The 24,953-nt window shown below is 61.2% G+C and carries 26 protein-coding genes; 9 read left to right on the top strand and 17 right to left on the bottom strand.

The genetic code is table 11. The annotated features are described in order from the left end of the window. Window positions 1-12: 12 nt before the first annotated feature. Both HX899_RS19370 and HX899_RS19365 read right to left on the bottom strand, forming a co-directional pair. Window positions 13-492 (bottom strand): GNAT family N-acetyltransferase, encoded by a 480-nt coding sequence (locus HX899_RS19370; RefSeq protein WP_181293105.1) that lies wholly within the window; start codon window positions 490-492, stop codon window positions 13-15. Window positions 493-731: 239 nt separating this feature from the next. Further along, on the bottom strand, window positions 732-1,355 hold the full coding sequence (locus HX899_RS19365; protein WP_246697137.1) for an HAD family phosphatase: 624 nt from the start codon (window positions 1,353-1,355) through the stop codon (window positions 732-734). A gap of 802 nt (window positions 1,356-2,157) precedes the next feature. Between HX899_RS19365 and HX899_RS19360 the strand changes: the two genes are divergently transcribed. The 3 genes from HX899_RS19360 (at window position 2,158) to HX899_RS19350 (ending at window position 4,319) form a co-directional block, all read left to right on the top strand. Continuing rightward, window positions 2,158-2,469 (top strand): DUF982 domain-containing protein, encoded by a 312-nt coding sequence (locus tag HX899_RS19360; protein ID WP_018482221.1) that lies wholly within the window; start codon window positions 2,158-2,160, stop codon window positions 2,467-2,469. A gap of 86 nt (window positions 2,470-2,555) precedes the next feature. After that, the gene (locus HX899_RS19355) at window positions 2,556-2,975 is read left to right on the top strand and encodes a hypothetical protein (protein ID WP_181293104.1); all 420 of its coding nucleotides are present in this window, start codon (window positions 2,556-2,558) and stop codon (window positions 2,973-2,975) included. A 375-nt stretch (window positions 2,976-3,350) separates the two neighbouring features. Beyond that, a complete protein-coding gene (locus HX899_RS19350) occupies window positions 3,351-4,319 on the top strand; it encodes a DMT family transporter (protein ID WP_181293103.1) in 969 nt (322 codons plus the stop codon). A gap of 401 nt (window positions 4,320-4,720) precedes the next feature. Here the strand turns inward: HX899_RS19350 and HX899_RS19345 are convergent, their stop codons facing one another. After that, window positions 4,721-4,906, bottom strand: coding sequence for a 4-oxalocrotonate tautomerase (locus tag HX899_RS19345; protein WP_130653853.1), 186 nt, complete (start codon window positions 4,904-4,906; stop codon window positions 4,721-4,723). Window positions 4,907-5,031: 125 nt separating this feature from the next. Here HX899_RS19345 and HX899_RS19340 point away from each other — a divergent pair, with 125 nt between their 5' ends. The 4 genes from HX899_RS19340 (at window position 5,032) to HX899_RS19325 (ending at window position 8,778) form a co-directional block, all read left to right on the top strand. Continuing rightward, window positions 5,032-5,916 (top strand): LysR family transcriptional regulator, encoded by an 885-nt coding sequence (locus HX899_RS19340; protein ID WP_181293102.1) that lies wholly within the window; start codon window positions 5,032-5,034, stop codon window positions 5,914-5,916. A gap of 120 nt (window positions 5,917-6,036) precedes the next feature. Beyond that, the gene (locus HX899_RS19335; RefSeq protein WP_181293101.1) at window positions 6,037-6,408 is read left to right on the top strand and encodes a hypothetical protein; all 372 of its coding nucleotides are present in this window, start codon (window positions 6,037-6,039) and stop codon (window positions 6,406-6,408) included. A gap of 1,076 nt (window positions 6,409-7,484) precedes the next feature. Next, window positions 7,485-8,327: a dienelactone hydrolase family protein gene (locus HX899_RS19330; protein ID WP_181293100.1), complete on the top strand. Its 843-nt coding sequence runs from the start codon at window positions 7,485-7,487 to the stop codon at window positions 8,325-8,327. Between the two features lie 73 nt (window positions 8,328-8,400). Then, window positions 8,401-8,778: a glyoxalase/bleomycin resistance/extradiol dioxygenase family protein gene (locus tag HX899_RS19325; protein ID WP_181293099.1), complete on the top strand. Its 378-nt coding sequence runs from the start codon at window positions 8,401-8,403 to the stop codon at window positions 8,776-8,778. 201 nt (window positions 8,779-8,979) lie between these two features. Here HX899_RS19325 and HX899_RS19320 read toward each other — a convergent pair whose 3' ends face one another. The 11 genes from HX899_RS19320 to HX899_RS19270 all read right to left on the bottom strand — a co-directional run bounded on the left by HX899_RS19320 (window position 8,980) and on the right by HX899_RS19270 (window position 19,367). Beyond that, window positions 8,980-9,855: an FHA domain-containing protein gene (locus tag HX899_RS19320; RefSeq protein WP_181293098.1), complete on the bottom strand. Its 876-nt coding sequence runs from the start codon at window positions 9,853-9,855 to the stop codon at window positions 8,980-8,982. 2 nt (window positions 9,856-9,857) lie between these two features. Then, complete coding sequence (locus tag HX899_RS19315) at window positions 9,858-10,763, bottom strand: type II secretion system F family protein (protein WP_181293097.1); 906 nt, start codon at window positions 10,761-10,763, stop codon at window positions 9,858-9,860. Then, complete coding sequence (locus tag HX899_RS19310) at window positions 10,760-11,623, bottom strand: type II secretion system F family protein (protein ID WP_029872054.1); 864 nt, start codon at window positions 11,621-11,623, stop codon at window positions 10,760-10,762. Before HX899_RS19310 ends, HX899_RS19315 begins: the two co-directional genes overlap by 4 nt. Before the next feature lie 95 nt (window positions 11,624-11,718). Continuing rightward, complete coding sequence (locus tag HX899_RS19305; RefSeq protein ID WP_138331486.1) at window positions 11,719-13,617, bottom strand: ATPase, T2SS/T4P/T4SS family; 1,899 nt, start codon at window positions 13,615-13,617, stop codon at window positions 11,719-11,721. Between the two features lie 20 nt (window positions 13,618-13,637). Further along, on the bottom strand, window positions 13,638-14,576 hold the full coding sequence (locus HX899_RS19300) for a Flp pilus assembly protein CpaB (protein WP_181293096.1): 939 nt from the start codon (window positions 14,574-14,576) through the stop codon (window positions 13,638-13,640). Beyond that, window positions 14,573-15,499: a hypothetical protein gene (locus HX899_RS19295; protein WP_181293095.1), complete on the bottom strand. Its 927-nt coding sequence runs from the start codon at window positions 15,497-15,499 to the stop codon at window positions 14,573-14,575. The genes HX899_RS19300 and HX899_RS19295 overlap by 4 nt, the downstream gene beginning before the upstream one ends. A 1-nt stretch (window position 15,500) precedes the next feature. Beyond that, window positions 15,501-16,178 (bottom strand): TadE/TadG family type IV pilus assembly protein, encoded by a 678-nt coding sequence (locus HX899_RS19290; RefSeq protein WP_181293094.1) that lies wholly within the window; start codon window positions 16,176-16,178, stop codon window positions 15,501-15,503. Continuing rightward, entirely contained in the window at window positions 16,150-17,787 is a 1,638-nt protein-coding gene (locus HX899_RS19285; RefSeq protein WP_181293093.1) for a TadE/TadG family type IV pilus assembly protein, read from the bottom strand. The genes HX899_RS19290 and HX899_RS19285 overlap by 29 nt, the downstream gene beginning before the upstream one ends. Beyond that, the gene (locus tag HX899_RS19280; protein ID WP_171598221.1) at window positions 17,784-18,581 is read right to left on the bottom strand and encodes a TadE/TadG family type IV pilus assembly protein; all 798 of its coding nucleotides are present in this window, start codon (window positions 18,579-18,581) and stop codon (window positions 17,784-17,786) included. The genes HX899_RS19285 and HX899_RS19280 overlap by 4 nt, the downstream gene beginning before the upstream one ends. 5 nt (window positions 18,582-18,586) lie before the next feature. Continuing rightward, a complete protein-coding gene (locus HX899_RS19275; RefSeq protein WP_138331480.1) occupies window positions 18,587-19,150 on the bottom strand; it encodes a prepilin peptidase in 564 nt (187 codons plus the stop codon). 13 nt (window positions 19,151-19,163) lie between these two features. Continuing rightward, complete coding sequence (locus tag HX899_RS19270) at window positions 19,164-19,367, bottom strand: hypothetical protein (protein ID WP_003548168.1); 204 nt, start codon at window positions 19,365-19,367, stop codon at window positions 19,164-19,166. Between the two features lie 508 nt (window positions 19,368-19,875). Between HX899_RS19270 and HX899_RS35455 the strand changes: the two genes are divergently transcribed. Both HX899_RS35455 and HX899_RS19265 read left to right on the top strand, forming a co-directional pair. Beyond that, a complete protein-coding gene (locus tag HX899_RS35455; protein ID WP_012763633.1) occupies window positions 19,876-20,007 on the top strand; it encodes a hypothetical protein in 132 nt (43 codons plus the stop codon). Then, on the top strand, window positions 20,007-21,149 hold the full coding sequence (locus tag HX899_RS19265) for a CpaF family protein (protein WP_246697136.1): 1,143 nt from the start codon (window positions 20,007-20,009) through the stop codon (window positions 21,147-21,149). Before HX899_RS35455 ends, HX899_RS19265 begins: the two co-directional genes overlap by 1 nt. A gap of 22 nt (window positions 21,150-21,171) precedes the next feature. On the opposite strand, the gene HX899_RS19260 is transcribed toward HX899_RS19265, so the two are convergent. From HX899_RS19260 to HX899_RS19250, 3 genes are read right to left on the bottom strand one after another with little or no spacing between them, the layout of a single operon-like run. Further along, a complete protein-coding gene (locus tag HX899_RS19260; protein ID WP_181293091.1) occupies window positions 21,172-21,717 on the bottom strand; it encodes a sarcosine oxidase subunit gamma in 546 nt (181 codons plus the stop codon). Next, entirely contained in the window at window positions 21,710-24,667 is a 2,958-nt protein-coding gene (locus HX899_RS19255) for a sarcosine oxidase subunit alpha family protein (protein ID WP_181293090.1), read from the bottom strand. Before HX899_RS19255 ends, HX899_RS19260 begins: the two co-directional genes overlap by 8 nt. Beyond that, window positions 24,664-24,945 carry a sarcosine oxidase subunit delta gene (locus HX899_RS19250; RefSeq protein ID WP_181293089.1) on the bottom strand — a complete coding sequence of 94 codons (282 nt, stop codon included), beginning with the start codon at window positions 24,943-24,945 and terminating at the stop codon, window positions 24,664-24,666. The genes HX899_RS19255 and HX899_RS19250 overlap by 4 nt, the downstream gene beginning before the upstream one ends. Between the last annotated feature and the right edge of the window lie 8 nt (window positions 24,946-24,953).

Below are 24,953 nucleotides of genomic sequence, written 5' to 3'. Positions count from 1 at the left end.
AAAGAGAGAGTTCTAGCCGCGGGCAAACGCCGCCAGCTTCTCTCCCGCCATCCGATAGCGGATCCATTCCTTCTGCGGCTCCGCGCCGATCGCCTCATAGACGCGGATCGAAGGTTCGTTCCAGTCGAGCACACTCCATTCAAAGCGGCCGCAGCTCTTCTCTAGCGCGATCTGTGCTAGGCGCCGCAGCAGCGCCTTGCCGGCCCCCGAGCCGCGCGCGTCCGGTGTTACGTAGAGATCTTCCAGATAAAGGCCGTTCCTCGCCTGCCAAGTCGAATAGCTGAAGAAATAGACCGCCATGCCGATCGCTTGGCCTTCGCGTTCGCAGATCAGCGCATGCGTGACCGAACCGTCGCCGAAGATCGCCGCACGCGTGCTCTCCTCGGTCGCCTCGACCTCGTGGATCGCCTTTTCATAGTCGGCCAATTCGCGGACGAATCGCAGGATCGTTGCCGCGTCTAAAGGCGTCGCGGGGCGTACGGTAAGGGTCATGTGAGAGGCTCCTGATCTGGCGCTTCAGATGAAAAGAACCGCCCCGGCCTGTCAACTGTATGAAGTGCAAAGTGCATCTGTAGGCCTGCAGTTTTGTTCCCTCACTGCTCCACGGCGGCTCTGCGGTTCGATTCACGTCAAGGCGGTGTAGCTTTCGATTGAAATGCCTTGGCTTGGCTCTCAAGCCACCGGCAGAAAATTGACGATTTCCTGCTCCGTCTCGCCCGCCTCAATGCCACCTACTCGTGCCCACTCGAGATTGCGATCAAGTCCCGAACGGCGTGAAGATCCGCCAAGACGCAAGCGCAGCGACCAAGAAGATCTGGAGCCGGCTGAACCAGATCCGGCACCATGATGGTCATCGCTCCGGCGCCTGATGCGGAGAGAACCCCATTTCGGGAGTCTTCCAGGGCAACGCATTCTGAAATGGGCAAGTTGAGCCGCTCGGCGGCCAGCAGGTATGGAGGGGGATGCGGTTTTCCCACCCCGTAATCACCATAGGCAACAATGGTTTGGAACCGGTCTTGCAGCCCGGTTGCGGAAAGATGGCCCTCGACGGCCGTCCGATCCGATGAGGTTACGATGGCCGAAGGGATCCGCGCCTCTTCGAGGAAGGATAGAATTTCCGGCAAGCCTGCTTTCGTTCGCAAATCCGTTTGCACCATCTGCGTGAAGAGTTCCGAAGCTTGCCTCCAGAGATCCTCCAGAGGGGCATCCTTGCCGAACCGGGCCAACAAAAGTTCGCGGACACTGGAAGCCGGCAAACCAATGGTTTCAAGATAGGCCGGCAGAGGCAATTCGAAGCCTGCATTCCGTGCAGCCGTGATCGTGGCATCGCGATACAGAGCTTCGGTATCGAACAAAACCGTCCATGTCGAACAGGACGGCTTTGGGAGCACGGGGCAGGCGCTGCATGTATGGCTTTCGACAGTAGGGATCCGCTTGACTGTATACTGCCTTGCCGTGACTGCGCCATGAAAACACAAAGCGGATTGCCCCCGCCCGATCATCAATGACTGCGTCGCTGTGCTTTTGCTAGAGCTTCGTCGAGCCACCTGTCATGCACGATCATACGGTCACAGTTTGGATAGTAGCACTTCCTAAACTCATAGGTGAAGCGGCTCCGATCCATTCCTTCGAGCGGCAGATTGCTTAGCGAATAAGTCCCGGCCAAGCCTGCAAAGAGGCAGAGCAGAACTACCGCATAGGTGAAGTGACGTGTTGTGATCAATCACACAGCTCCAAAGCCGCAAGCTTACAGGAAGGCTGTTTTTAGTTTCGTCACCAAAGTCGTTAAAAACACAAAATAACCCACCGCTCGATCATCAGGGTGATGTGCAGGGTCGCTTCGCCCCGCCGGCGGCATCTTCCGCGTCACCGCCGAATTGCGGTGAGCGCGGCGAAACGTGAGACCGAATAGGGGAGCGTGCGCCCGCTGACACCGGGGCGGCGTAATCTGCTGCGAACCCGGAATGCGTCCATCAGTGCAACACTTGTCGACGCAGCAGGGCGCTCCGACATAAGGTTCTAGAGCGCCCTTTCTTCTTCATCCGGCAACTCGCGCTCAAGCCGTACACCTCTACACTTTTCAATTCCAAATTACAGAATACGCGCGTATATTGAACGTGGGGACTGCAGTATCCGTGCCTTGAGGGGTCGAGGACAATGTGCTGGAACACATCATCAGCATTCACGCCGGTTGGCTTTGCTTTGCGAGGCCCGGCATCTCGCAAGATCGTATGGACGCTGGGCGACGCGGCGCGTCTCCTGATCAACGACTGGCCTTGCGATGACGGCGAGGAATATGTGGCTGCCGTAAAAGCCTGCGTCGACGCATTGAGCGGGAAGATTGCCCCGGAACAATTCCGGGAAGCGCTTCTGCGTGCGGCCGATGAGGCGGGTATCGCCACTCTATCGCTCGTCCGGCAGGGAGTTGGAGAGCGACGGCCGGACCTGCCGTCAAGCGCGCAAAGATAGTCGGAATTTCGGGGGCTACTCGCCTTTCGACGTCACGTTTGCGCCAGCAGCCGCGGACATCAGTCCCAAAGCTAGAAAAGCACAAAATGCAGGATGATGAAGCCGGCCCTAGTTTGTCCCTTGGTCTTTTCAGACTCAGTGGCCTCTTCGCCTCTGTCGTTATCGTCCTATATATTTTCTGGGAAATGTTCAGCCAAAGCGCCGCCCTCATTCGGCTTTCGATGATAGCAAAAAACTTCCCTTATGCTGAGAGATGTGATGCTAGCGGCAATACGATTACTACAGGAGACCCCAATTGCGTCGACCTTGGCCGCTATCTGGTCTTCTACGGCCCTGTCATCAAGGTATTCCGCAGGGCCTGTTCCGGGAGTGACGGAGCCCCCGAGACGCTCATACTAGACAAAGCGTCGAGGATCGAAATCAGCTTAGTGGAAAAATCGTTGAGTTTTCGAGCTCGCAATGGTGTGAGCGTACTTTGTATTCCACCTAATCTCAGCCCCGAGTGAAGTAACTAAACTCCTCACCAACGACCGCTTCGGGCCGAACTCCGCCATGGCTCAGATGCACCAAAAGGCAAATCCACCGGCGAAGTCGGCTGCCATAGGCTTGCGGGCGGTGGAGTTGCGGCAGCCAGCAGAGTCAACCAGTCGCCCGCCCCGGTCAAAGTGGGAGCCGCATCGCGGCCCCCGCGATACAGCACTGTTTCACGATCCGGGTGATGCGTATCGAGAGGCTGGTTCTCATTTTCGCCGGCTACCGACCAGAGCGCGTGGCCGGTAAATTTTCCCCATTCGATCAAGCATTTCGCTTGATTGCCAAACGGCACACTCGGCGTCGCGGAGACCAGGGCTCGGTGACGCAACTTCAAAGGGGTGAACATTATGGACAGACTTTTCTATGTTGGCGTGTCGGCCGCTCTCTTTGCGGCCTTTGCCTTTTCGCTCAACTTCGTCGTGCCCTTCATCATCGGTGACTATTCCACCTTTGATTTTGCCCTCATCCGTCACGTCGTCTCGGCACTCGTCGGGCTTTGCATTCTGTTTTCCGAGAAGGGTGTCATGCGCCACCTCACGCTTCGAAACTGCCTGCATGCCATCTGGCTCGCCCTCGTCGGCTATGTCGGCTACTTCCTGACAGTGACGGGAGCGGCCCTGTTTGCCGGCCCAGTCATCGCTCCGGCCTTTCTCGGGCTGGTACCAATCGTATTGATGGTCATTGGCAATCAGCGTCAGGCATCATTGCCATGGCGATCCCTCGTGGTGCCTCTGGCACTGGTGCTGGTCGGCCTTGTTCTCGTCAATGGCACGGCATTCACGGCCGAAGGACTGGACTCTGTGCAATCATTGTGGATTGGCGTGCCGCTGGCGCTTGCTGCCGTGGGCCTTTGGGTCTGGTTCGCGCTTTCCAATCAGGCAGCACTCGCCGCACGGCCGGACATGCCCTCCGGCGTGTGGTCGGCGCTGATACTGGTTGGCGGCGGCGTATTGATGCTGGCCTTCTATCCCATCGGTGCCGCGATGGACCTCTTCCGGCTTCCTACATTGGGATTCGGCTGGAGCGCTGCCGGCAACCTGTATGTCTGGGGCACATCTCTCGCGCTGCTGGCCACCGTAGGCGGCGTCTGGGCCTGGAGTATTGCGTCAAGGACCCTGCCGGTTGCCCTGGCCGCGCAATTGATCGTCTCCGAGACTGTCTTCGGCGTGATCGCCGGACTTGTCGTGCATGCGCGCTGGCCAACGCCGATCGAAGTCGCCGGGGTTGTTGTCCTGATCGCCGGCGTCGTTCTGTCGGTTCGGATTTTCTATGATCGCCAATTTGCATCTGGAAAGACAGTGCTTGCGAACGAGTGACCCGCTGGACACAGTACCGAAAACAGGCTCAGGCATCGGAGATGCAAGCAAGTTCAACGTAAATCCGCTTTTGACGCAAACATGCCGCCTCGCCAGTCCAATGCGTTGTCCGCTTTCAAGCCGCCGTTTGGCTGGCTCTACGACTGAAATGAAGGCGCAAAACAGCCTTATCCTCAGGCAACGAAAAAGTCCGCTTAGCGCCGAACTCCGTTCAATGCACCAAAAGGCAAATTCCCCGGCGAAGTCGGCTGCCACAGGCTTGCTAGCGGTGGAGTTGCCGCAGCCAGTAAAGTCAACCAGTCGCCCGCCGCGGTCAGCATGGGAGCCGCGTGCCGGCTCCCTGTCCAATATCATGGCGGCGGCGTCCCGCAGCTCGAGCCTTCGACACTGCGGGTCGTCTCTCAGGCTTCGGATTTCAGCTTGCCACCGACCGCCCAGGAATCCTTGGCGATCTCCGTTATCAGGATTTCCAGCGATTCCGGCGGGCACGCCAGGGTTTCGACGGCGGCTTTGGTTACTTCGCGCGCGAAGGCGCGTTTCTGATCGTCGGTGCGGCCGGGATGCATCTGCAGGTGAAGAATGGGCATGGTGTCTCCTTGGTCAGGTTGGTAATGTCCGTCGTCTTGGCGCGGGCATGACGACCATGTTGTAAATTCCTTGGTTGATAAATAAGCTCCCGGTATCGTCATTCAAAACCAACAGGTAGGCAATCGTGGACAAGCTGGCCGGCATGGCGATGTTCGTCAGGGTCATCGACAATGGCAGTTTCGCGGCGGCCGCGGAGATCGCGCAAGTGTCGCCTGCCATGGTTGCCAAGCACATCAAGACGATTGAGACCCGGCTCGGGGCGACGCTGATCCATCGGACCACGCGACGCCATCAGCTGACAGAGGTTGGCCAGCTCTATTACGAGCGCTGCAAGCGCGCGCTTTCCGAAGTGGCGCTGGCCGAGGCTTCGGCGAGCGAGCTGCAATCGGCGCCGCGCGGCCGCCTTCGGTTGGTGGCACCCGTCAGCTTCGGGACGCAGATCCTGGTGCCCGCGCTGATCGATTACCAGAACGCCTATCCCGACGTCAGCATCGAGCTATCGCTCGACAACAATGTCCATGACCTCGTCGGCGAGGGGTTCGAGCTCGGTATTCACATCGGCCCGCTCTCGGACAGCAGCCTCGTCGCCCGCCCGCTCACGCCCTACCGGCGGATTCTCGCTGCCTCGCCGGACTATCTTGCCCGCCATGGCCGGCCGACCTCGCCGGAGGCTCTGACGAACCATCTCTGCCTCGGCCACTCCTATTGGCGCACGCAGGATCACTGGCACCTGGTCGGGCCGGGCGGCGAAATGCGCGATGTGTTGACTTCCGGAAAATTCTCGACCAACCAGGGGGCAGCACTTCGCATGGCAGCGCTCAGCGGCGCGGGAATTGTGCTTCAGCCGGAACTGCTGCTCGCCACCGATATCGCTGAAGGACGGCTTGAGCAGGTGCTGCAGGAATGGTCCTACAAGCCTGTACCGATGTACCTCATCTATGCGCCGAACCGGCGGCCGACAGCGATGTTGCGGACAGTGATAGATTTCCTGGTGGACCGGTTTGGCTAAAGTCGATCGAGGCAGACATGGCTAAGGGGTTGTCTGCTAATCCATGTGGTTGCTATCCAAGCATACGTCATCGAGGTTTGACGAATTACCGGGTTCAGGCTCAGCGCGGAAACAATATATATGGTAAAACCAGTAATTCTCGTAAACTGTCGCAAGCGCTTGGCGACACTTTTGGTCGTCATCTCGCTATGCGGCTGCGACCCTATGCTTCAACATTTCGCCGATTTTGAGTTGAACGGCGACTATAAAGCGATAGCCAGCTGCGCAACGAAGTATCTGCCCAGCAATTTTTGGCTTCGCGAAAACCATGATGATGCGAAACAAGTGAGATTTATTTCCCTCCCGCCACACAAAATGCAGACCATCATCGATGTTGTCCAAACGGGAGCTGGGCGGACTCACGTCAGCGTAACGGATTGGTCGATCGGAAACGGTATGGGTGATTTGTATGGGAGCTATTTCACCTACTGTGCGTCGACGATCGCTGGATGATTGCTAAGCCATAGAGACCATTCAGCTATTTGAGCCGTCCCCGCGTGGTCTATTTGACTACGTTGAGGTCGAAAGTCACGTCGCGAACAACCCCGTCACCATAGGACTCCCTGAACGTTGCTTTGTCAGGGCCGACATATCCGGCTGCAGAAACGTAGTAAACAACCATGCCCGCGGTTTTCACACCAGCGCATTTGGGAAACTTCTTCGAATTCGCGAGTATGTCTTCCGGTACGATTTCGAGTTTCCCATGAGCTGGCGGAGAGACTGTCCGAACGTTCGGACGGCTTAATTGTGAGCAATCGGCTTTGAGGTGCCAAGTCTGCGCCAGTCGCGTCCGCTCAGCGCTGACTGCAGTAAGGTTCTTGTTCTCCGTGGTAATGCCACCCGAGGTCGTCGTACAACTCGTCAGTACTGGAAGTAGGAGAGCGGAAATTGTTGCAGCCAAAGTTCGCATCATTGGTCCCCTGTTGCTGATGAGTATGCGTACCGATGGCCTCTAAAAGCGTCAATCGCGTGAGGCATTGAGCCGCAGGACCCAGGTCCCGCTAACGAGCTGCCGGCTCTTTGGGCCGCGTATAGGCGCCCATTCGTCAATTGTCCGCAAAGGGGTCATGGCGACACTATAAGTTGTGGAGACGGGTGGCAGAACCGACGATCAACGCCGCGCCCGCGAGGTCGTGACGACACGGCTATGCAGCGCAAAACGCGCGGCCGAGCATAGGCGGGTTCAGCTGCCAGCGAAAGCGCGGCATAAGTCGCATCGGATCGCCCTTACCGGCGATGTGACCTCGGCCTCAGGCGACGGACCATCCACCGTCCACCAGCAGGTTCGCGCCGGTGATTAGGCTCGCTGCCAGCGCCGCGTCGTCTGATGGTTCGGCCGCAAGCGAAAGTGCATACACCAGCCGCTAAAATAAATCCGCCATCGGCATAAAAAGCGGTCAGATACTCATTGGGGGCGGCTATTTGACACGCCCCTTTTTAGCCTATCGACGCCGAGGTTTCCGGATCTAGATGATGATCGGTTGTGGGTAGCGTTTGATCAACTGCCTGTCGCCCAGCGGAACAACGCAATGCAAATCACAAAGCTTGTTTTCGGACTTTTGCTCATCGCTATCGTGCAGCCTAACCGTGCGGCTCGCGCTGACGAATTGGTGCGATTCGACAGCGCGGTCGCAAAGCCAAGTCCATTCCTGGAACGCAAGGCGAAGGAACAAGGTATCAGTCTCCCGCAGGCCCAAGCTACGCACTTGCTGGGATATCTGAGCCGACCAGAGGGAGATGGTCCCTTTCCGGCCGTCGTCGTCATGCACGGTTGCGGAGGTATTCAGCCGAACACCAAAACTTACTGGCCGCAGCGATTGACCTCATGGGGATATGTCGTGCTGGTGGTCGACAGCTTCACGACCCGCAACATTGACAACACCTGTGAACGCTATCTTCCCGACCGGGTATTCGATGCCTACGGGGCTCTCGATTTCCTATCGACATACACCTTCGTTGATGCCCGACGTGTAGGGTTGATGGGCTTCTCGGCTGGTGGAATCGCAACGCTGGAAGCCACGAAAGCCGAGGGCAACGAGCAGTTCATGGATCGAAAGTTCAAGGCTGCCGTCGGGTATTATCCAGTTTGCGCTCCCCATGAGGGCGATGCGACGGTGCCAACTTTGATCCTAAATGGCGAATTGGACGATTGGAGCCCCGCCGAAAGGTGTCGGCAGAGGGTTTCTCACCTGAGTGGCAAAGGTCCGCCAATCGAACTCAACGTCTATCCGGGTGCATACCATGATTTCGATTCTCCGTACGTCGCGGTGGCAAAGACGGCATTCGGTCATCGGGAAGAATATAATGCGACGGCGGCCGAGCAGTCGTTTAGCAGCGTTCGAGCATTCCTGAACAAGTACCTCTCCAAATGAAGCCCGCCAGCGTCAGGCTCGTCTGCCCCTTCTGGCAACAGCATTCATTCTGAGCAAAAAAAGGAGACACCAGTTGCAACTGAGTTTGGAGCTATTTGTCGAGAGCCCTGAAAAATCGCTTGATTTCTATCGGCGGGTTCTGTGCTTTGAAGTCCAGGGCTCGCCAAGCATCGAATACACGATGTTGAAAAACGGTAACGCGGTGATCGCGATCAATTCGCGTAGCGTCCTTTCGACCGATCATCCGCTACGGATCTATACCGGGCAGAGAGCTGGCCTCGGCGTCGAAATCGTCTTGAAGGTCGCTGACGTCGAGGGTGCCTATCGCGCGGCAAAAGAGAGTGGCTGGACGGTCTCCGATCTTGCTCTACAGCCTTGGGGGCTGCGTGACTTTCGCCTTATCGATCCTGACGGCTATTATGTCAGAGTGACCAGCCGTCATCCGAGCTGATGTCCAGGCGTTTGAACAGTGGTTCATCCATCGGCGGCTCCAATTTTCTTCGACAGTCTAAACACACGGTCGGCTCCGACTTTGAGATAAAGGTCATCGCCAATATTCCGGCAAGTCCTTGACATCGCTACCCGGCTCGCGCGGCCTCGATGATGAACAAGCCACATTTGTATTCATCGAACAGCGGTGCAGAACCGGCGATCAGCGCCGCGCCGGCGGCTTCACCGCGGCCCGCCGCTGCAGCGCGAAACGCGCGGCCGAGCAGTTGACGTCGGGAACGAGGTCGTAGGTCTGTTGGTAGAGGGTCTGCGCCAGCGTATTGTTGCCGCGGTTTTCCGAGGCAAGGGCGGCAAGCGCCGTGCGTTTGTAAGCCTCGACGATCGGCTCGGCGGCCTTTGCCAGCGCGGCGTCGTCCGATGGCTCGGCGGCAAGCGAAAGGGCGGCATAGGTTGCGTCGCCATCCCTGCCGACACGGCCGCCGACGGCCCCGTTGAAGCTGGCCTCCGAAACCTGGCGCATGCGCCGGGCATTCTTGATGCATGTCGGAATGCGGGCGGCTTCCGCATTGATGCGTTCTGCCGTCGGGCCACTTTCCGCGCTGCCGCTGTCGGAGAGGATCACGTAGCCGATGATGCCGACGATGGCGAGATAGGCGACCCCCATGCCTGCGAGGAAGGCCGGCTGCTTGAGGAGCGATTTTTTCGGCTTGTCGTCACCTGTCTTGGAAGCCTCCTTCTTCGGCGCTTCCTTGGCCGCGGCCTTGACGACGAACTGGAATTCTACGTCCTTGCCGAGACGGAAGCTGTCGCCGGCTTTCAGCGAGGCCGTCTGCAACAGCGCTTCGCCGCGCAGCATGATCGGGTTCAGCCCCATGCGGCGAATGATGAAGCCGCCGTCGCTTTGGCGCTCGATGCGCGCATGGATCGGCGCCAGGAACGGATCGTCGACGACGATATCGGCATTGCCAGCCCGGCCGATCGACATTTCCGGCCGGTCGAGCACATGACTGCGGCTCTGGCCGCCGGGACCGGTCTGCAGAAGGCTAGGCTTGTTTCCGCGAAAGAAGGAAAAGACCATGATCAGAACATCCCACTCGACATCATCTCGACAATTGCAGGCGCCAGCACCAGAAGAAGGATCGATACGACGATCATCATCGCCGGCATGACGATCTTGGCCTTCAGCTTTTCACTGGCTCTATCGGCCTTTTCCCAGCGGCGGAAGCGCAGGTCGCGCGCATGTTCGCGCAACAGCTCCACGCGGTTGCTGCCCTCGACTTCGCCCTGGATCACGGCGCGGATGACGCGGATGACCTCCTCGGCGGTCATGCGGCGCTCCAGACGCTGCAACGCCTCGATCATGCCGGTGCCGAGCGCCACGTCCTTCAGCGTCTGTTCGATCTCCTCGCTCATAACAGTGCCGGGTGCCGCCTCGGCATAAAGCCTCAGGCTTTCCGGCAGGGTCGCCTGCGCCTGCTGCGTCATGACGACGAGATCGAGAAAGTAGGGAAATTCGCGCGAAATGCGCTCCTTGCGGTCCTGCGCCTTGTCGTCAGCGACCACCCAGAAATAGATGGCGGGGATGAGGCCGAGGATCAGCCCGGCCACGAGCCCGCCGATCACGCTCCCGCTGGCAATGCCGAACAGCAGGCCGAGCACAACGAAGCCGAACAGGCTCAGAACGACGAGAAGGGCGATATATTCCCGTCCCGTCACGCCGCCGAAGGGCCGGCCGGCATAGATCAGCTTCTGCTCGAGTTGCGCGCCGTAATCGGCCAGAAGCGGCTCGAAATGCGTCAGCACGAATTCGACCGGCGTGCGCATGCCGATGCTGTCGACAATATTCGGGGGCGGACCATCGCCGCCTGCGGACCGGCGCACCACCTGAATGCTGCCGAGCAGATCGCCGATCCACCAGACGAACAGCGCAGCGGTGATGCCGGCAAGGACGACGGCGATCGGGGCGAGAGGTATCTGAGACATCATACCGACACCTTCATCATCGAGCGCATCCAGAAGAAACCGGTGGCATAGAGAATGGCGCCGACGATCGCGATGACGATGCCGATGGCGTTGCCGAACACCTTGTCGATCAGTTCCGGCTGGCCGAAGAAGATCAGCAGGATCATGAACAGCGCGCCGCCATTGACGACGCGGAAATTCATCCGCGCCTGCGACGACGAGGTGGTGATCTTCTGGTCGAGCTTCCAGATTTCCTTGAAGGATTTCGACATTTCCGTCAGCGGCTCGGAAATGTCGCCGCCCTGGCGGGCAAAGAGACCGAGGGCCGCATCGACCATCTTGAAGTGCAGGCTCGGCACAGTGCGGCCGTGGCGGTCGAGCGCTTCGACCAGGCCGATGCCAAGCTTCTGTTCGCGGGCGATGCGCTCGAATTCGCGCGAGGCCGGCATCTGACCGGTATCGGCCACCGCATTGACGGCGACGGCAAGCGGCTTGCCGGTGCGCACCGCCGAGACGATCTGGTCGACGGCATAGGGAAGCTGCGATTCGATCTGCAGCCAGCGCCGCTGCAGGAAATAACGGATCAAGCCCTTGGGCAGGAAGAAGGCGACCGGGATGGCGACGACGAAGCCGAAGATCGGCCCGAAGATCAGCGAGATCACGATGAAGACGACGATCGCCGTGATGCCGTAGGCGAGGATCATCGTATAGGGCGGAACGGCATCGCGCCCGAAGACCTGCGCCGCCTCGCTGGCGAGCGCAATGTCGCGTTCGGTGGCGCGCAGCAGCGGCGCCGGCCAGCGCACCGGCGCGCCCCAGACGAGCAGTCCCGCTGTTACGGCGCCGAGGGCGACCGTAAAGATCTGCAGAATGCTGATATCCATGGCTTCCCCCTCAGAGCAATTCCAGGAAAAGTGCGAAGCGGTTTTCCGTCCGGAATTGCGTAAAAACAAAAGCTTAGAGCGGTTCTGGAACCGCTCTAGACGAACATGTCCAGTTTCTCGATCTCGCCGTCGTCGTTGAACTCGACGAGCTCGGCGACGAAGCTCGGCAGGTAGCCGGTGAAGGCATGCACGGCCTGGCCACCGGCGCGGCCGACGAGATTGAAGATCGGCTCGACGATGATGAGGCCGGTATCCGGATCGATGCCGATCACCTCCGATATTTCGGTCACGGCGCGCCGCCCGTTCGCCAGGCGGTTCAACTGCACGACGAGTTCGACGGCGGCAACGATCTGCTGGCGGATCGCCATGACAGGCAGCGAACTCTGCCCCTGCAGCACCATCACTTCCAGGCGGGTCATCATGTCCTGCGGCGTGTTGGCATGAGCCGTCGTCATCGAGCCGGCATGGCCGGTGTTCATCGCCTGCAGCATGTCGATCGCCTCGGCGCCGCGGCACTCGCCGACGATGATGCGGTCGGGACGCATGCGCAGCGCGTTGCGCACGAGGTCGCGGATGGTGACGCTGGTCTCGGATTCCGCCGTCTTCGGCCGCGATTGCAGATAGACGACATGGATGCCGTCAAGCTGCAGTTCCGACGTGTCCTCGACGGCAACGACGCGCTCGCCGATCGGGATGAATTGCGACAGGCTGTTCAAAAGCGTCGTCTTGCCGGAGCCGGTGCCGCCGGAGACGACGATGTTCTTGCGGGAGCGGACGGCCGCCTCGAGGAAGGCGCGCATCGGCTCGCTGAGCGCGCCGGCGGTGACCAGCTTGCTGATGTCGAGCCGCGACTTGCCGCCGAACTTGCGGATGGTCAGGCAGGCGCCCTTGACCGCCAGCGGCGGAATGACGGCGTTGACGCGCGAACCATCCGGCATGCGGAAGTCGGCCATCGCCTCGCTCTCGTTGATCGAGCGGTTGGAATCGACGGCGATGCGCTCGATCACCTTCATCAGCTGCCGTTCATTGGCGAAGGCAAAGGGATAACGCTCCAGCAGGCCGAATTTTTCGACGTAGATCTCGTCATAGCGCGTCACCATGATTTCCGAGATGACGTCGAGATCCATCAGCTCGGAGATCGTCCCCCAGCGATACATCAGCTCCTCGATGCTGGAGCGCAGGTGCATATGGGCGATCTCATAGCGGTCGCCGGCGTTGAAAAGAGCCTGCCGGGACTGGAAGGCGGCGCTGAAACGGGTGTCGAGTTGGGCGAAGTCCGAGCGGGTGGACTCGAAGTTCAGCTTGAGCTGCAGCGCCGAAATCAGCGCCTTGCCGACGTCGAAGAGGCGGCGATTGTCCTGCTCCTCGCGCGACAGGCTTGCGGCATTCGACGAGGCGTCGCGCCGCCCCGTGCGGGCAATGCGTTTGGCCAGCCACCGATAGACGGCGTTCTTGATGACAAGGATGACGAGATCCTGCGGTGCAGCGTCGAGCGCCTCCTTAATGAACATGTCGAGGCGTTCGCGGATGCGGCCGCGCGTCTCCTCGCGGCCGAAATCGGCGGATTTCACCAGCCGGTCATATTGCGTGTCCTTCAGCAGGCGTTCGTGAATTTCCATCTGCAGGGCGAGCACACGTTCCTGATCGGGAAATTGCGTGACCACTTCGGCGGCCGCGGCTGGTTCAACAAGCTCAATGGTGACGTTCGGCACCCAGATCGACATGCCGGCCGAGACCGCAACCGGCGTGCCGGCTCGAAGCGGCTGATCGTCGACCCGCGTCGGGTTGCGTCCGTGATGCTGCACCGACCACCCCTGGCCGGACTTTCGCAGCACGAATTGCGGCGACGAGACGTGGCTGCCGCGCAGGCGCACGACGCCCGCGCCGGCGGGCAGCGTCAGCGTGCTGCTTTCGCCAACGAAATAGGTCTCGTTCGCCGAGAGCGGGATGACCTCCCGACCGCTGCCGTCCTCATAGGAAATCTTCAACAGCATGGCTCATTCCCCCGCGGCGGTCACATGCGCGTCCAGTTGATGCTCGGCAGGTCCTCGACGGTATTGTCGGCCGGATTGCGCAGCACGAGGTTCAGGCTGCCGTTCGACTGGCCCATGGCAAAAATCAGCATTTCGGCTTCCGACGGCGTCACTTCGACGGTCACATTGTTGTAGGTGCTGTTGGCCTTGGTGACCGCACCCTCCGCCGTCGTCGCCGCACCGACGGCCAGAACCTTGACATTCTGCAGGAAAGTGCGGGTGACGACGCGGGTGCGCGAGCTTATGCCGAGTTTATAATCCTGCGCCTGTTTGCGGTAGGCGTTGACATCGTTCTCGTCGGCGCCCGGATACTGGGTGAGATAGTTCTTCAGCATCTGCTCGACCGGCGACTGCGGCTGGGCTGTGGCCGGCGCCTGACCCGGGACGGCGGGAGGCTGGCCCGGCACGGCAGCGGGCTGGCCGGGCGCTCCCGGCTGGGTCGCGGCGGCCGGCGCCACGGGCTCGACAGGTTCGTCGACCGTGCCGAGGATATCGACATAGCTGCCCGGCTCGACGAAATGGCCGACGGCCGCGGCCGCGTTGACGGGAAGGGTCAGCGCTCGCTTGCCGGGCGCGATCATCGTCGTCAGGCGTCCGCCGTCGGTATCGTCGAAATACTGGAAGAGCAGCACCGAGCCGGCCGGAATATCGCTCGCAGCCGTCCTGTCCTTCAGCCATTCCTGATAGGCGCTGGCAGCGGGAACCGCGAGCTTGGCGAGCGCCCCGAAGCTTTCCGGCAGCATCACCGGTTCGGCGAGCATGTCGGGCGTAATCGCCTGTCCTCGTGTAACCTTCCTGTCGGGCTGGAGCCGCATGAAGGCATAGGCCGTCTGCTCGTTCTTGACGCTCTCGGTCCAGAAATAGAGCAGAACGCCGGTGATGAGCCCGACGATGACAGCCGCGATGAGCTTCCAGTTCATGGTGTTATTCCCCCTACGAAGGGTTGCCTGATTTGAATGACTTCGACGGTCCGGCCGTCGGTCTTGCTGCGTGTGTAGAGAACATTGGCCTCGACGCTGCCGCGCCGGCCGTAAAAGGCAGTCACCCCACCGCGCTGCGCCGGCGGCGTCTCGATGGTGAAGCCGTCGCGGGCAAGCAGATCGGCGCGCTGATCGGACCAGCGCGAGGCCGACAGCGTGCCTTTCGACACGACCGTGCGCGACGTGTGGCCCTTGTCGCGATCGCCGATATCGCTCAGCACCTCGACACCGGCCGGCGGACGCAGCGACATCGGCAGCTTGCTGATATCGGCCGGAGCCGCGAAGGCCGGCAGCGTCGAGGCGACATCCTCGAAGCGGCTCATCAGCACCTCGGTCCTCGGCGCATCGGCGGGCCTGCGGATCATGATCGTGACGCCCGGGATCGGCGCTCTCGCCGAAGGATTGGCCGGATCCTGCCGGCGGAGATAATCGAGGGCAGCCTCGCCGTCGCCATCGAAGAACCGCACCACCACGGCGAGATCGTCGCGGATGCGGCTCGTCTTCGGGACGATCAGCATGTTGGCGGCGATCACCGCAGTCAGCTCTTCCTTGTCGTTGCTTTTCGGCAGGGCAGGCCTTGTATTAACGGCCAGCACCCGCAGCCACTCGTCGGTAATATCGGAAATGCTGCGATCACTCTGGTAGGGCGTGAACTCTAGGGGCTGGCCGTTGATGACAAGATCACGCGGCGCGCGTTCCGGCGCACCGAGGATGCCGGCCAGCATCGAATTCAGCGTCACTTTGAAATCCTTGTAGATTTCGGCGCGAACAGGTGTGGCCATGGCGGCGGCGAGCCCGATGACGAACAGTAAACCAGTGATATGGCCGGCGAGACGAAAGGAAATGCGCGAGCCCTGTCTCATCTTATTTCGCTCCCGGAAAGACGCCGTCGAACAGATCGCCGGAATCGTCGGCCACATCGCGGATTTCCCGGCGCAGCGTCGGATCGTAGCCGCGGCTCGTGGTATCGTTGTTGTGGGAGGCAAACAGCGTCGAGTCGTCGACCGTGAACGCGTCCTTCCAGCGGAGGCTCCTGATCGTATCGAGATCGTCGGAATCCCTGAACTTGTAGACCCGGTCGGCCGTCGCGGTGACGAGCTGCGGCTTTTCATTGGCGAGGTCGCCGACCATATCGCCGAAATCGCGGCCGTTCTTTAAGGTATTCTGTACGTCGTCCCAGACAAAGGTGCGCTGAGGGTCGCCGCCGCCTTCATGCGATGGCGTGCGCGAGCAGCTCATGGCGTCGCGTCCGGGCAGTGCCGGCAAAGCCGGGATCGGGAAGGCGTTCGAGAAATCCGACGTGCAGTCCAGCCCATTCGCCTCAGCGAAGGCGGCGTTGCGCATCGCCACCATGGTTCCGACCTTCTTGGTGGAAATCTTGTTCGCGTGGATGACGAAAATCACGATCAGCAGGATGACCGGCGCGGCGAGCACGAATTCGATCGAGGCGAGGCCGCGCTTGTCGCGGTGCAGCCGCATCAGAAGCCCGCGGCCGGGAGGACCGCTCATAGGCTCAGTGTGTGTTGACGGCAGCCCAGGCATTGGCTCCTCCTTGATCGAAGACGCGCGTCAAGCCGGTAAAACTGTCGGCCGCCGGGCTCTGCTTGATGGTGTTCGAAACCTCGCCGATATCGTCGGCAAGCGTGGCGGGCGCAAGCGATGCGAGCCAGTCCTGCGTGTAGAGGTCGAAGGCCGTGTAATTGTGGACCCAGCTCTGCGCGAGCGCATAGGCGGACGGCGTCTTGTCCTTGAAGATGCGGATCTGCAGCCGGGCGCGCGGGGCCCGCGAAACGATCGCCAGCGTCTGGTAGTCGTCGAGTTGCTCGCCGCCAAAGGGCGTGAAGTTGAAAGGTGTGCGTCCCTTCAGCCAGTAAGGCTTCGGGAAGGAGACGACGGGCAGTGCGCCTGCCATCGAAATCGCAGCGCCCGCCGGGCTGCAGACCCCATTCCAGATCGTGTCGAACTTGCGGGTGAAATCGTTCTCGTCCTTTGTCTGCTTGTCGGAATAGCGCGGTGGCTTGTCGATCGGCAGCTGAAAGGGGTTCACGATGCCGAATTCGATGCCGAAGAATTCCTCGGCGATAAAGAAGCTGCCATCGAGCAGCAGTTCCTGCCACCAGCTGAGATCGCCAAATTGCTCGATGATCGCCTTGAACGGGATCTTGCTCAGATAGGCCGGGCCGAAGGCTTCATAAAAGATGTAGAAGTCCACTAAAGCATCGTCGATGCCGCTCTCGTGATTGACCCAGTCGCGGATATGGCTGCCGTCGACCCCACCTGCGGTCAACGGACCTTTGCCGTTGGGGAAGCCGCGATTGGCAAACTCGCCGCGCATGAGGAACGGGTCCTGCCCCTGGGTGCCATAGGTCATGGCGAGGCACATTTCAGCATAGGCCGAGGCGGGATTGATGCCGTCGCGATCGACCGGCAGGTTGCCCCCGGCGCCCTCTCCGGCGTTGTTGCAGGACTCGCACGGCGGATGGAAGACGACATGATCCGACTTGTTCAGGCGCACCAGATGCAGGGCTTCGTTGCCGACCCGCTGCGGAAAGCTCTCGACAAGGTAGTCGTTGAGGTCGTTCATCGCGTCGATGATGTCGCTGGACTTTTCGATAAGGCCCCATGGATCATAATCGAGCTGTGCTTTTACCGTATACGCAAGCGCTTTGGTGGCTCCTATCGCCCGGACCCCCTGGAACGCCAGGCAAGCACCGTAGATGATGCCGCCGACGATCGGGACCTTCTGCCAGCCCGGGCAATGGGGCATCGGCGGCATCGGCGGCAGCAGCGACGCCGGGCCCAAGCCTTCGGTGAAAGAATATTGGGCGAGTTTTGCCAGAATGGCGGTAGAGCGCAGGGCCAGCTCCGCCGTCGTCAGCTGGAAGGCGACTGACGTCGCCATGACGACCGTTGCCTGCGACGAGGCGACGTTGTTCATCGCCATGATGTTGAGATAGCGGGCTTCCCAGTCGGCATGGACGAGAGCAGCAGCGTCGGCCGTGTCTTGCGTGCGCTGCTTGTCGTAGATCATCTGTCCCGTATTCAGGATCCAGACGATCATCAGGGCGAGCGCGATCGTCATGTAGAGAATGATCGGTGACAGGAAGCCGCGTTCGTCGCGGTGCAGGCGCTTGATAAGGGTCGGTGTCATAGCAGGTTCACCTCCGCCGTCGAGATCGTGTAGTAGCGGCCGTCCTTCCTCTGGCCGCGGGCAAAGACCCAGCCGGCATATTCAAGCAGCAGGAAGCGCGCTTCCACCTTGGCGGTGACCGGCACATGCGGCGAGCGGTTGATGGCGGCATAGAGCGCCATCGGCGCGCGGTCGACGGTCACCGTGACGTTCTGCGGATCGAACATATAGCGGGCCTGGTTGCGCATCGCCCGCCAGTTCTTCGAAAGGCCCGAGGCATCGGCAAGGCTCTTCAGCGCGTCTTCGGGCGGCTGGCAGGCGCCGACGCATCTCAGCTGGTCGTAAGGGGCAGCCGGGATCAGCGCCAGGCGGGCGGCAAGATCGGCCTTGCCGGCGGCAGCGTCGTCATCGCAGGTCTTGACGTCGATGATGCTTCTAAGCGTGATCGGAAAAGCCGGGCAGAAATAGACGCGGGCGCTGCGGGCCGCCGCATAGGCGGCATAATGGGTGAAGAGGTGGTTCTTGGCCAGGATCGTGAACTGGAAGACCACGAACATGAAGAAGACGAAGACCGGTGTCACAAGCACGAAATCCATCATCGTCGTGCTCCCGGAGATATCGCCGTGCAGCTCCGATATCCGGCGCCGGCGGGCGGAAAGCCGCGGCAGTAGCAGCATCGAGGCAAGCAGCATCATGGCGATCGTAAAGGTACCGAGGAGCGCGCCGTGATCCTGAGGGACCCAGAAGGTCCGCGAATGCAGGATCGAACTCCAGAAGGCACCGTCGAAGATGGGGCGTTCGAGTTCCGCGCGCATTGCCGTTACCTCACGAGTGAAAGAGGGGTGAAATCGGGCATGAAAAGGCACCAGAGAAGTCCGAGAGCAGCCGCAACGCCGAAGCGGACGGTATGATGGGTTTCACGCGGCTTCAGCACCGAAGCGGCATCGCGGAAACCGGCAGGCAGGAGAAGCGCAAACAGTCCGACCGTTCGGGCCAGCACGCCCCACTGAACACGCCGCGCCATGGAGAAAACGGCGATCACGCCGCCGGCCATCAGCGATGCAAGTGTGACGTCGATGGCGGGCCAGAGGCCAAGAATGGCGCCGAGCGCCGCCATCAGCTTGACGTCGCCGCCGCCGCAGCTTCCGGCTGCGAAGGCGATGATGAAGATCAGGCCGGCTGCAAGGAGGCCTGCGAAGGCAAGCCCTATCCCTGCGAGACCGCCGCTGACTGCCGCCAACATGAACCCGCCAAGCAGGCAGGGATAGGTGACGGCGTTCGGGATATGACCGTGGCGATGGTCGAGCACCGCCGCGGTCATGGTGCAGGCGACGGCAAGAGCCGCCGCCGCAGGCATCAGGGTCAGATCATAGGTCGTATCCATGATCCCGACCCGCTTATTGACCCGGCTCAGGAATTCTCTCGGCATCCGAGAGCGCCGTGTTCTTTTCGTTGAACCATTCGCCGATCTGTTTGCCGAATGCGAGCAGGATCAGCATCAGCGGAATGACGATCAGGGCGACGGCCAGGACGATCTGGGCCATGTCGCCGCGTTCGTCCTTGTGAAGTGCAATTGCGAGAGTCTTGAGTTTACCAAACATGTGATTACTCCTCATTCCCAGGTTTGTTTCGGTTCGAAGCCGTGGTGAAGATGAACCAAGCATACGCTATCGATCCGAACGAGCATGTTGCTCGATCCAATGATATTTTCTGCTTCAGCTTTTCTTCCCCGGCGGCCAACGTTTGTTGAGCAACACCATTAAGACCCAAGAGTGCGCCTAAGGCCAGCCCTCCGTCAAGCAAACGAAACGAAGGGTTCCAATTGTCTTGGAGGCATCGGCTGCAAAGTCGCAGTTGACGCCCAATTATTTTAACTAAGCTTTTGAAGCGGCTGCATTTTTACCTGCGGATAGGAAGTTTTTGACGACCCAGCGAGGCCTCGTCTACTGCTCCATAATTGGTCAATTCTTTCAAAGCGATAGAAGAAACGGCGTGTGGCGATCATAATGACTGCCTCCGCGGGGGCCGGCCATGGCGTTATTTGGCGATCTGGATTAAGCTTTCGTCAAATGGTGGGTATCGCCCGCCAGTCGATCCGGAGAGAGAACGATGGAAACGATGAGCAGCATCTTAATACTTGGATTGGTCCTCATTCCATTGATGATGTTCTTTCCGACCGCGGTTCAGATGATGGCGACGCTGTTCGGCATGAGCACGGTCCTGGTCGGGATGCCGCTCTAATGAAGGCCGTTTCCGACGACGCTGCCGAACAGGCGACCTTCCAGGTCCTGACCCGGGCGCTGGACAAGCTGCTCGGGCCGATCCGTTTTCTCCTCGATGATCCGAGCGTGTCCGAAATCCTGATCAACGGCACATCCGACATCTTCGTCGAAAGGCGAGGCAAGCTCGAACGCGCCGATACGCGTTTCGCCAGTCGTGAGGATTTGGAATCGGCCGCGCGCAGCATCGCACAGTTCTCAGGCAAGCGGCTGACGCCGGAGGAACCGAGCGTCGAGGCGCGGCTACCGGATGGTTCGCGCGTGCAGATGATCCAGCCGCCCGCGTCCCGCACCGGGCTTTGCATCTCCATCCGCCGCTTTCTGAAAGAACATCGCAGCATCCACGATCTCGTCACCCAGGGCAGCCTGACCGAGCAATCGCTGTCATTGCTGCAGACGGCCGTCGGGCTGCAGAAGAACGTCATCATCTCCGGCGGCACCGGCACCGGCAAGACGACGATGCTGAACGCGCTGTCGGAAGCCTTTGCCGACCACGAGCGCATCATCGTCATCGAGGACACGTCCGAACTGCAGATCCGCAAGGAACACGTGGTCTATCTCGAAGTAACCAAGCCCGACCGTTTCGGCCGCGGCGGCGCCAGCATTCGCGACCTGTTCCGCTCGTCGCTGCGCATGCGGCCCGATCGGGTCATCGTCGGCGAATGCCGCGGCGGCGAGGCGCTCGATATGATCCAGGCGATGACATCAGGCCACAGCGGCAGCCTTTCGACGGTCCACGCGAACACGCCCTATGACTCCCTGCACCGGCTGGAAACGCTGGCGCTGATGTCCGATATCGACATGCCGCTTCGGCCGCTGCGCGCCCAGATCGCCTCGGCGGTCGACGTCGTCGTGCAGATCGCCCGCTTCAAGCGCACCGGCCGGCGCCGGGTGATCGAGATTTCCGAGATCAAGGGCCTGAACAATGACGGCCAGTATATCGTCGAAAGCATCTACAAGCTCGAGGGGGACGGCCATTCCAATCCGGACGGCGCACTGCTGTGGACCGGCGTCGTGCCGAGCTTTGCCGCCGATGCAGTGCAAGAGCTGCAAGGCGCCGAGCGCCCCGAATGGGTCGGCGCCGCCGCGCTGCATACAGCATGAAAACGATCGAAACCCGCCTCTATCAGGCGCTATCCTTTTCGGCGCTCGCCGCCATATGCGCGAGATCGTCCCAGAGGCTTTCGGCAAAACTGCGCAGGACCGTGAGTTCGAAGCTGTCATCGCCGGTGCGGACGATTTGCACCGAGAGATGACCGACCATCGTCATCGCCGAATGGCCTTCCGGAAAGACGAAAAGATCGAGATCGACGGCAGTCCCCCTTGAGAGAAGCGCCCGCGAAGAACGGCCGGAAACGCCGATACGCACACGCCCATGGCTCTGGTCCATGACGAAGGCCTTTCCCACAAGCGCTGCCACGAGAGAATCAATGCTGGCGGGCACCAGCGGCTCATCGCCGGCAACGAACCATTGCCGGAAACCCGCCTTACGGATCGAACTTTTCGCAAAGCCTGCTTTCACCAATTCCGCGGCGAGCGCGGTTGGCTCGATTGCGCCGAGCACATGCAGGAGATGGCCCTCCGGCAAGGCCTCCAGCCGGACGCCCGACCCTGAGATGCCGTGATATGCCATGCCGGCCAGAACCGGTCTGTGGTGCGGAAGATCACGCATGGAGCTTCTCGTTTTCGGGATCGATGAAGACGGGATGGCAGAGCACCGCATCGGTGAATTCGTTGCGCAGGCCGTTCCAGACCGTCACTTTTTCGCCGATACGTTCCGGCCCGCGCCGGACGAGCGCCAGGCCGATCGTATGGCCGAGTGTCGGCGAGAAGGCGCTTGATGTCACGTAGCCCTGGTCGTTTTCGAGTGTCGCCGCAACGCCGTCGGGAAGAATATGCGAGCCGGTGCGGAAGCCGGTTGCCGGATTAAGCGGCTTGACGCCGACGAGGCGCGGCCGGTCGGGATCCTGCAGCCCTTCGCGCGCCAGCATTGCCTTGCCGATGAAATCCGGCTTGGTTGATGAAACCATGCGGCCGAAACCGAGATCGCCGGGCGTTACCGTGCCGTTGATTTCGGCATGAGTGACATGACCCTTTTCGATGCGCATGACGCCGAGCGCTTCGGCGCCATAGGCGCAGATGCCATGTCTCTCGCCCGCCGCCATGACCGCATCGGCAACGCCTTCGCCGTAGCCGGCCGGTATTGCCAGCTCGTAGGCGAGTTCACCGGAGAAGGAAATCCGGAAGAGCCGGCCCTTGAGGCGGCCACCGAAGAGAGAGACCTTGCGGGCGCTCATGAAGGGGAAAGCCGCATCCGACAAATCCTCGTCGACGATCTCCTGAAGAATGGCGCGCGACTTCGGCCCGGCGACGGCCATCTGCGCCCATTGATCGGTCGAGGAGGCGAAGCAGACGTCGAGTTCCGGCCAGAGCGTCTGGGCGCAGAATTCGAGATGGGTCAGCACGCCGGCGGCAAGCGCCGTCGTCGTCGTCATGAAGAAATGGTCGTCACTGAATCGGCTGGTGGTGCCGTCATCATAGATGAAGCCGTCCTCACGCAGCATGATGCCGTAACGCGCCTTGCCCACGGCAAGCTTGGCGAAGCCGTTGCAGTAGATGCGATCGAGGAAGGTCGCGGCATCCTTGCCTGATATTTCGATCTTGCCGAGGGTCGAGACGTCGCAGAGGCCGGCACTCTTCCGGATGTTCAGCACCTCGCGGTCAACGCTGTCGCGCCACGTCGCCTCACCGGCGCGCGGAAACCAGGAGGAACGGTACCAGAGGCCGGTTTCGACGAAGACCGCCCCGTTCTTCTCGGCCCAGCCATGCAGCGGCGATTTGCGCGCCGGCTGGAAATGTTTACCGCGCGATGTCCCGGTCAAAGCGCCGAAGGAGACCGGCGTATAGAAGGGCCGGAAGGTCGTCGTTCCCACCTCGGCGGGCGACACACCGCGCGCCTCGGCAAGGATGCCGATGGCGTTGATATTGGAAAGTTTGCCCTGATCGGTCGCCATGCCTGATGTGGTGTAACGCTTGGCGAGCTCGACATGGCCGTAGCCTTCGCGGACGGCGAGGCCGAGGTCCTTGAGATGCACGTCGTTCTGGTAGTCGACGAAAGCCTTGCCCTTCGAGCCCTTGACCGACCAGAGCGGCTTTGCCTGTGCAGCCGTCTCGGAGGCCACAGTAAAAGCCGGTTCCGCCGCTGCGAAACCGATCGCCTTCAACGCGGCAGCTGCCTTTGCAGCGCCATCCCCGAGGCAGGTCGCGGTTTGCACAAGGCCGGCAGCCGAGCCGGCAACGGTCAGACCTTCCTGCTGGACAGGCGCCAGAAACGCCGAGGCCTCGTCCGACCATTGCGGTTTCGCGCCGCGATGGCAGGCAAGATGAATGATCGGGCTCCAGCCGCCCGACATGGCAAGCGCATCCGCTTCGATCCGGCGGGCGCCAGTTGCGGTTTCGACGCTGACACCGCGCAGGCGCTTGCCGCCAAACGCATCGATGACCCTGGCGCCCTTCAGCACTTCGGCGCGGCCCTGCCACCTCGCGGCCCCATCCCCGCGGCTGTCGACGATCGCCGCGACCGCGAGGCCGGCGGCTTCAAGATCGGCAGCGGTGCGATATCCGGCATCGTTGGTGGTGAAGATGACCGTGCTTCTGCCTGGCGCGACCGCTTGTCGATTGAGATAGCTGCGCATGGCGCCCGCCATCATCACACCGGGAATATCGTTGCCGCCGAAGACGAGCGGCCGCTCTTCGGCGCCGGTCGCAAGGATCGCCTGGCGGGCGACGATGCGCCACAACCGTTCCACGGGGCGCTCCGGATCCGGCATCGCCACATGCTTCTGCACGCGTTCGACGGCGCCGAAGACATTGTCGTCGTACCAGCCGAACACGGTCATGCGCGGCAGGCGGCGCACGTTCTCCAGGCTCGCCAGTTCGGCAACCAGCTCGCTGAGAAGCGCATCCGCCGGCTTGCCGTCAATGGTGCCGCTGTCGGAAAGCAGGCTGCCGCCGAGTACGGATCCCTCGTCGGCGAGGATGACGCGCGCGCCGGCGCGGCCGGCGGTCAGCGCCGCGGCAAGACCGGCAGGGCCGGCGCCGATCACCAGCAGATCGCAATGCGCCCAGCATTTCTCGTAAGTGTCGGGATCGGCCTCGTAGGAGGCCCTGCCGAGACCCGCCGCCTTGCGGATCACCGGCTCGTAGAGCTTTTCCCAAAGCGCCGCCGGCCACATGAAGGTCTTGTAGTAGAAGCCGGCGCTGAGGAAGGGCGACAGCAGCCCGTTGACCGCGCCGACATCGAAGCCGAGCGAGGGCCAGCGGTTCTGGCTTCTTGCCGCCAGCCCCTGGTAAAGCTCGATCATCGTCGCGCGCGTATTCGGTTCGATGCGCCCGCCGCTGCCTGTCGTCACCAGCGCGTTCGGTTCGGCAGCCCCCGCCGTCAGGATGCCGCGCGGGCGGTGATATTTGAAGCTGCGGCCGACGAGCTGGACGCCGTTGGCAAGCAGCGCTGAGGCGAGAGTGTCGCCCGGATGGCCTTCGAGGGGCCTGCCGTCGAAGGTGAAGCCGAGCGTCGTGGTGCGGTCAATGCGGCCGCCGGAGGAAAGACGGAAGCTCGTCATGCCGGTTCTCCGCCGAGCTTGGAAAGGGCGGCATCCCTGACGCCGTGGACCGCATGGGTGACGGTATCGCGCTCGACGATCAGCCAGCGGCGGCATCCCGAGGAATGGTGCCAGAATTCGCTGTGCCGGCCGCGCGGGTTGTCGCGCAGATAGACATAATCGAACCAGGCATCCGAGCCGGCATCCGGCGCCGGCCTGACAAGACCGGCATCGCCGCGGATCGAGAATTCCTCCTTGGGCCGGGCGCCGCAATGCGGACAGGAAATCAGGCTTGCCATCGTCGAAT

Origin of the sequence: Rhizobium sp. WYCCWR 11146, from assembly GCF_013591995.1 — a bacterium.
Taxonomy (GTDB): Bacteria; Pseudomonadota; Alphaproteobacteria; order Rhizobiales; family Rhizobiaceae; genus Rhizobium; species Rhizobium indicum.
Note: the sequence above shows the minus strand (reverse complement) of the source record. Positions and strands in the feature narration are given on the sequence as shown.

Coding starts and splice junctions, on each gene's coding strand:
- HX899_RS19370 (WP_181293105.1), bottom strand. CDS start 492: ATGACCCTTACCGTACGCCCCGCGACGCCTTTAGACGCGGCAACGATC.
- HX899_RS19360 (WP_018482221.1), top strand. CDS start 2,158: ATGTGCTGGAACACATCATCAGCATTCACGCCGGTTGGCTTTGCTTTG.
- HX899_RS19355 (WP_181293104.1), top strand. CDS start 2,556: ATGCAGGATGATGAAGCCGGCCCTAGTTTGTCCCTTGGTCTTTTCAGA.
- HX899_RS19350 (WP_181293103.1), top strand. CDS start 3,351: ATGGACAGACTTTTCTATGTTGGCGTGTCGGCCGCTCTCTTTGCGGCC.
- HX899_RS19345 (WP_130653853.1), bottom strand. CDS start 4,906: ATGCCCATTCTTCACCTGCAGATGCATCCCGGCCGCACCGACGATCAG.
- HX899_RS19335 (WP_181293101.1), top strand. CDS start 6,037: ATGGTAAAACCAGTAATTCTCGTAAACTGTCGCAAGCGCTTGGCGACA.
- HX899_RS19330 (WP_181293100.1), top strand. CDS start 7,485: ATGCAAATCACAAAGCTTGTTTTCGGACTTTTGCTCATCGCTATCGTG.
- HX899_RS19320 (WP_181293098.1), bottom strand. CDS start 9,855: ATGGTCTTTTCCTTCTTTCGCGGAAACAAGCCTAGCCTTCTGCAGACC.
- HX899_RS19315 (WP_181293097.1), bottom strand. CDS start 10,763: ATGATGTCTCAGATACCTCTCGCCCCGATCGCCGTCGTCCTTGCCGGC.
- HX899_RS19310 (WP_029872054.1), bottom strand. CDS start 11,623: ATGGATATCAGCATTCTGCAGATCTTTACGGTCGCCCTCGGCGCCGTA.
- HX899_RS19305 (WP_138331486.1), bottom strand. CDS start 13,617: ATGCTGTTGAAGATTTCCTATGAGGACGGCAGCGGTCGGGAGGTCATC.
- HX899_RS19300 (WP_181293096.1), bottom strand. CDS start 14,576: ATGAACTGGAAGCTCATCGCGGCTGTCATCGTCGGGCTCATCACCGGC.
- HX899_RS19295 (WP_181293095.1), bottom strand. CDS start 15,499: ATGAGACAGGGCTCGCGCATTTCCTTTCGTCTCGCCGGCCATATCACT.
- HX899_RS19290 (WP_181293094.1), bottom strand. CDS start 16,178: ATGCCTGGGCTGCCGTCAACACACACTGAGCCTATGAGCGGTCCTCCC.
- HX899_RS19285 (WP_181293093.1), bottom strand. CDS start 17,787: ATGACACCGACCCTTATCAAGCGCCTGCACCGCGACGAACGCGGCTTC.
- HX899_RS19280 (WP_171598221.1), bottom strand. CDS start 18,581: ATGCGCGCGGAACTCGAACGCCCCATCTTCGACGGTGCCTTCTGGAGT.
- HX899_RS19275 (WP_138331480.1), bottom strand. CDS start 19,150: ATGGATACGACCTATGATCTGACCCTGATGCCTGCGGCGGCGGCTCTT.
- HX899_RS19270 (WP_003548168.1), bottom strand. CDS start 19,367: ATGTTTGGTAAACTCAAGACTCTCGCAATTGCACTTCACAAGGACGAA.
- HX899_RS35455 (WP_012763633.1), top strand. CDS start 19,876: ATGGAAACGATGAGCAGCATCTTAATACTTGGATTGGTCCTCATTCCA.
- HX899_RS19265 (WP_246697136.1), top strand. CDS start 20,007: ATGAAGGCCGTTTCCGACGACGCTGCCGAACAGGCGACCTTCCAGGTC.
- HX899_RS19260 (WP_181293091.1), bottom strand. CDS start 21,717: ATGCGTGATCTTCCGCACCACAGACCGGTTCTGGCCGGCATGGCATAT.
- HX899_RS19255 (WP_181293090.1), bottom strand. CDS start 24,667: ATGACGAGCTTCCGTCTTTCCTCCGGCGGCCGCATTGACCGCACCACG.
- HX899_RS19250 (WP_181293089.1), bottom strand. CDS start 24,945: ATGGCAAGCCTGATTTCCTGTCCGCATTGCGGCGCCCGGCCCAAGGAG.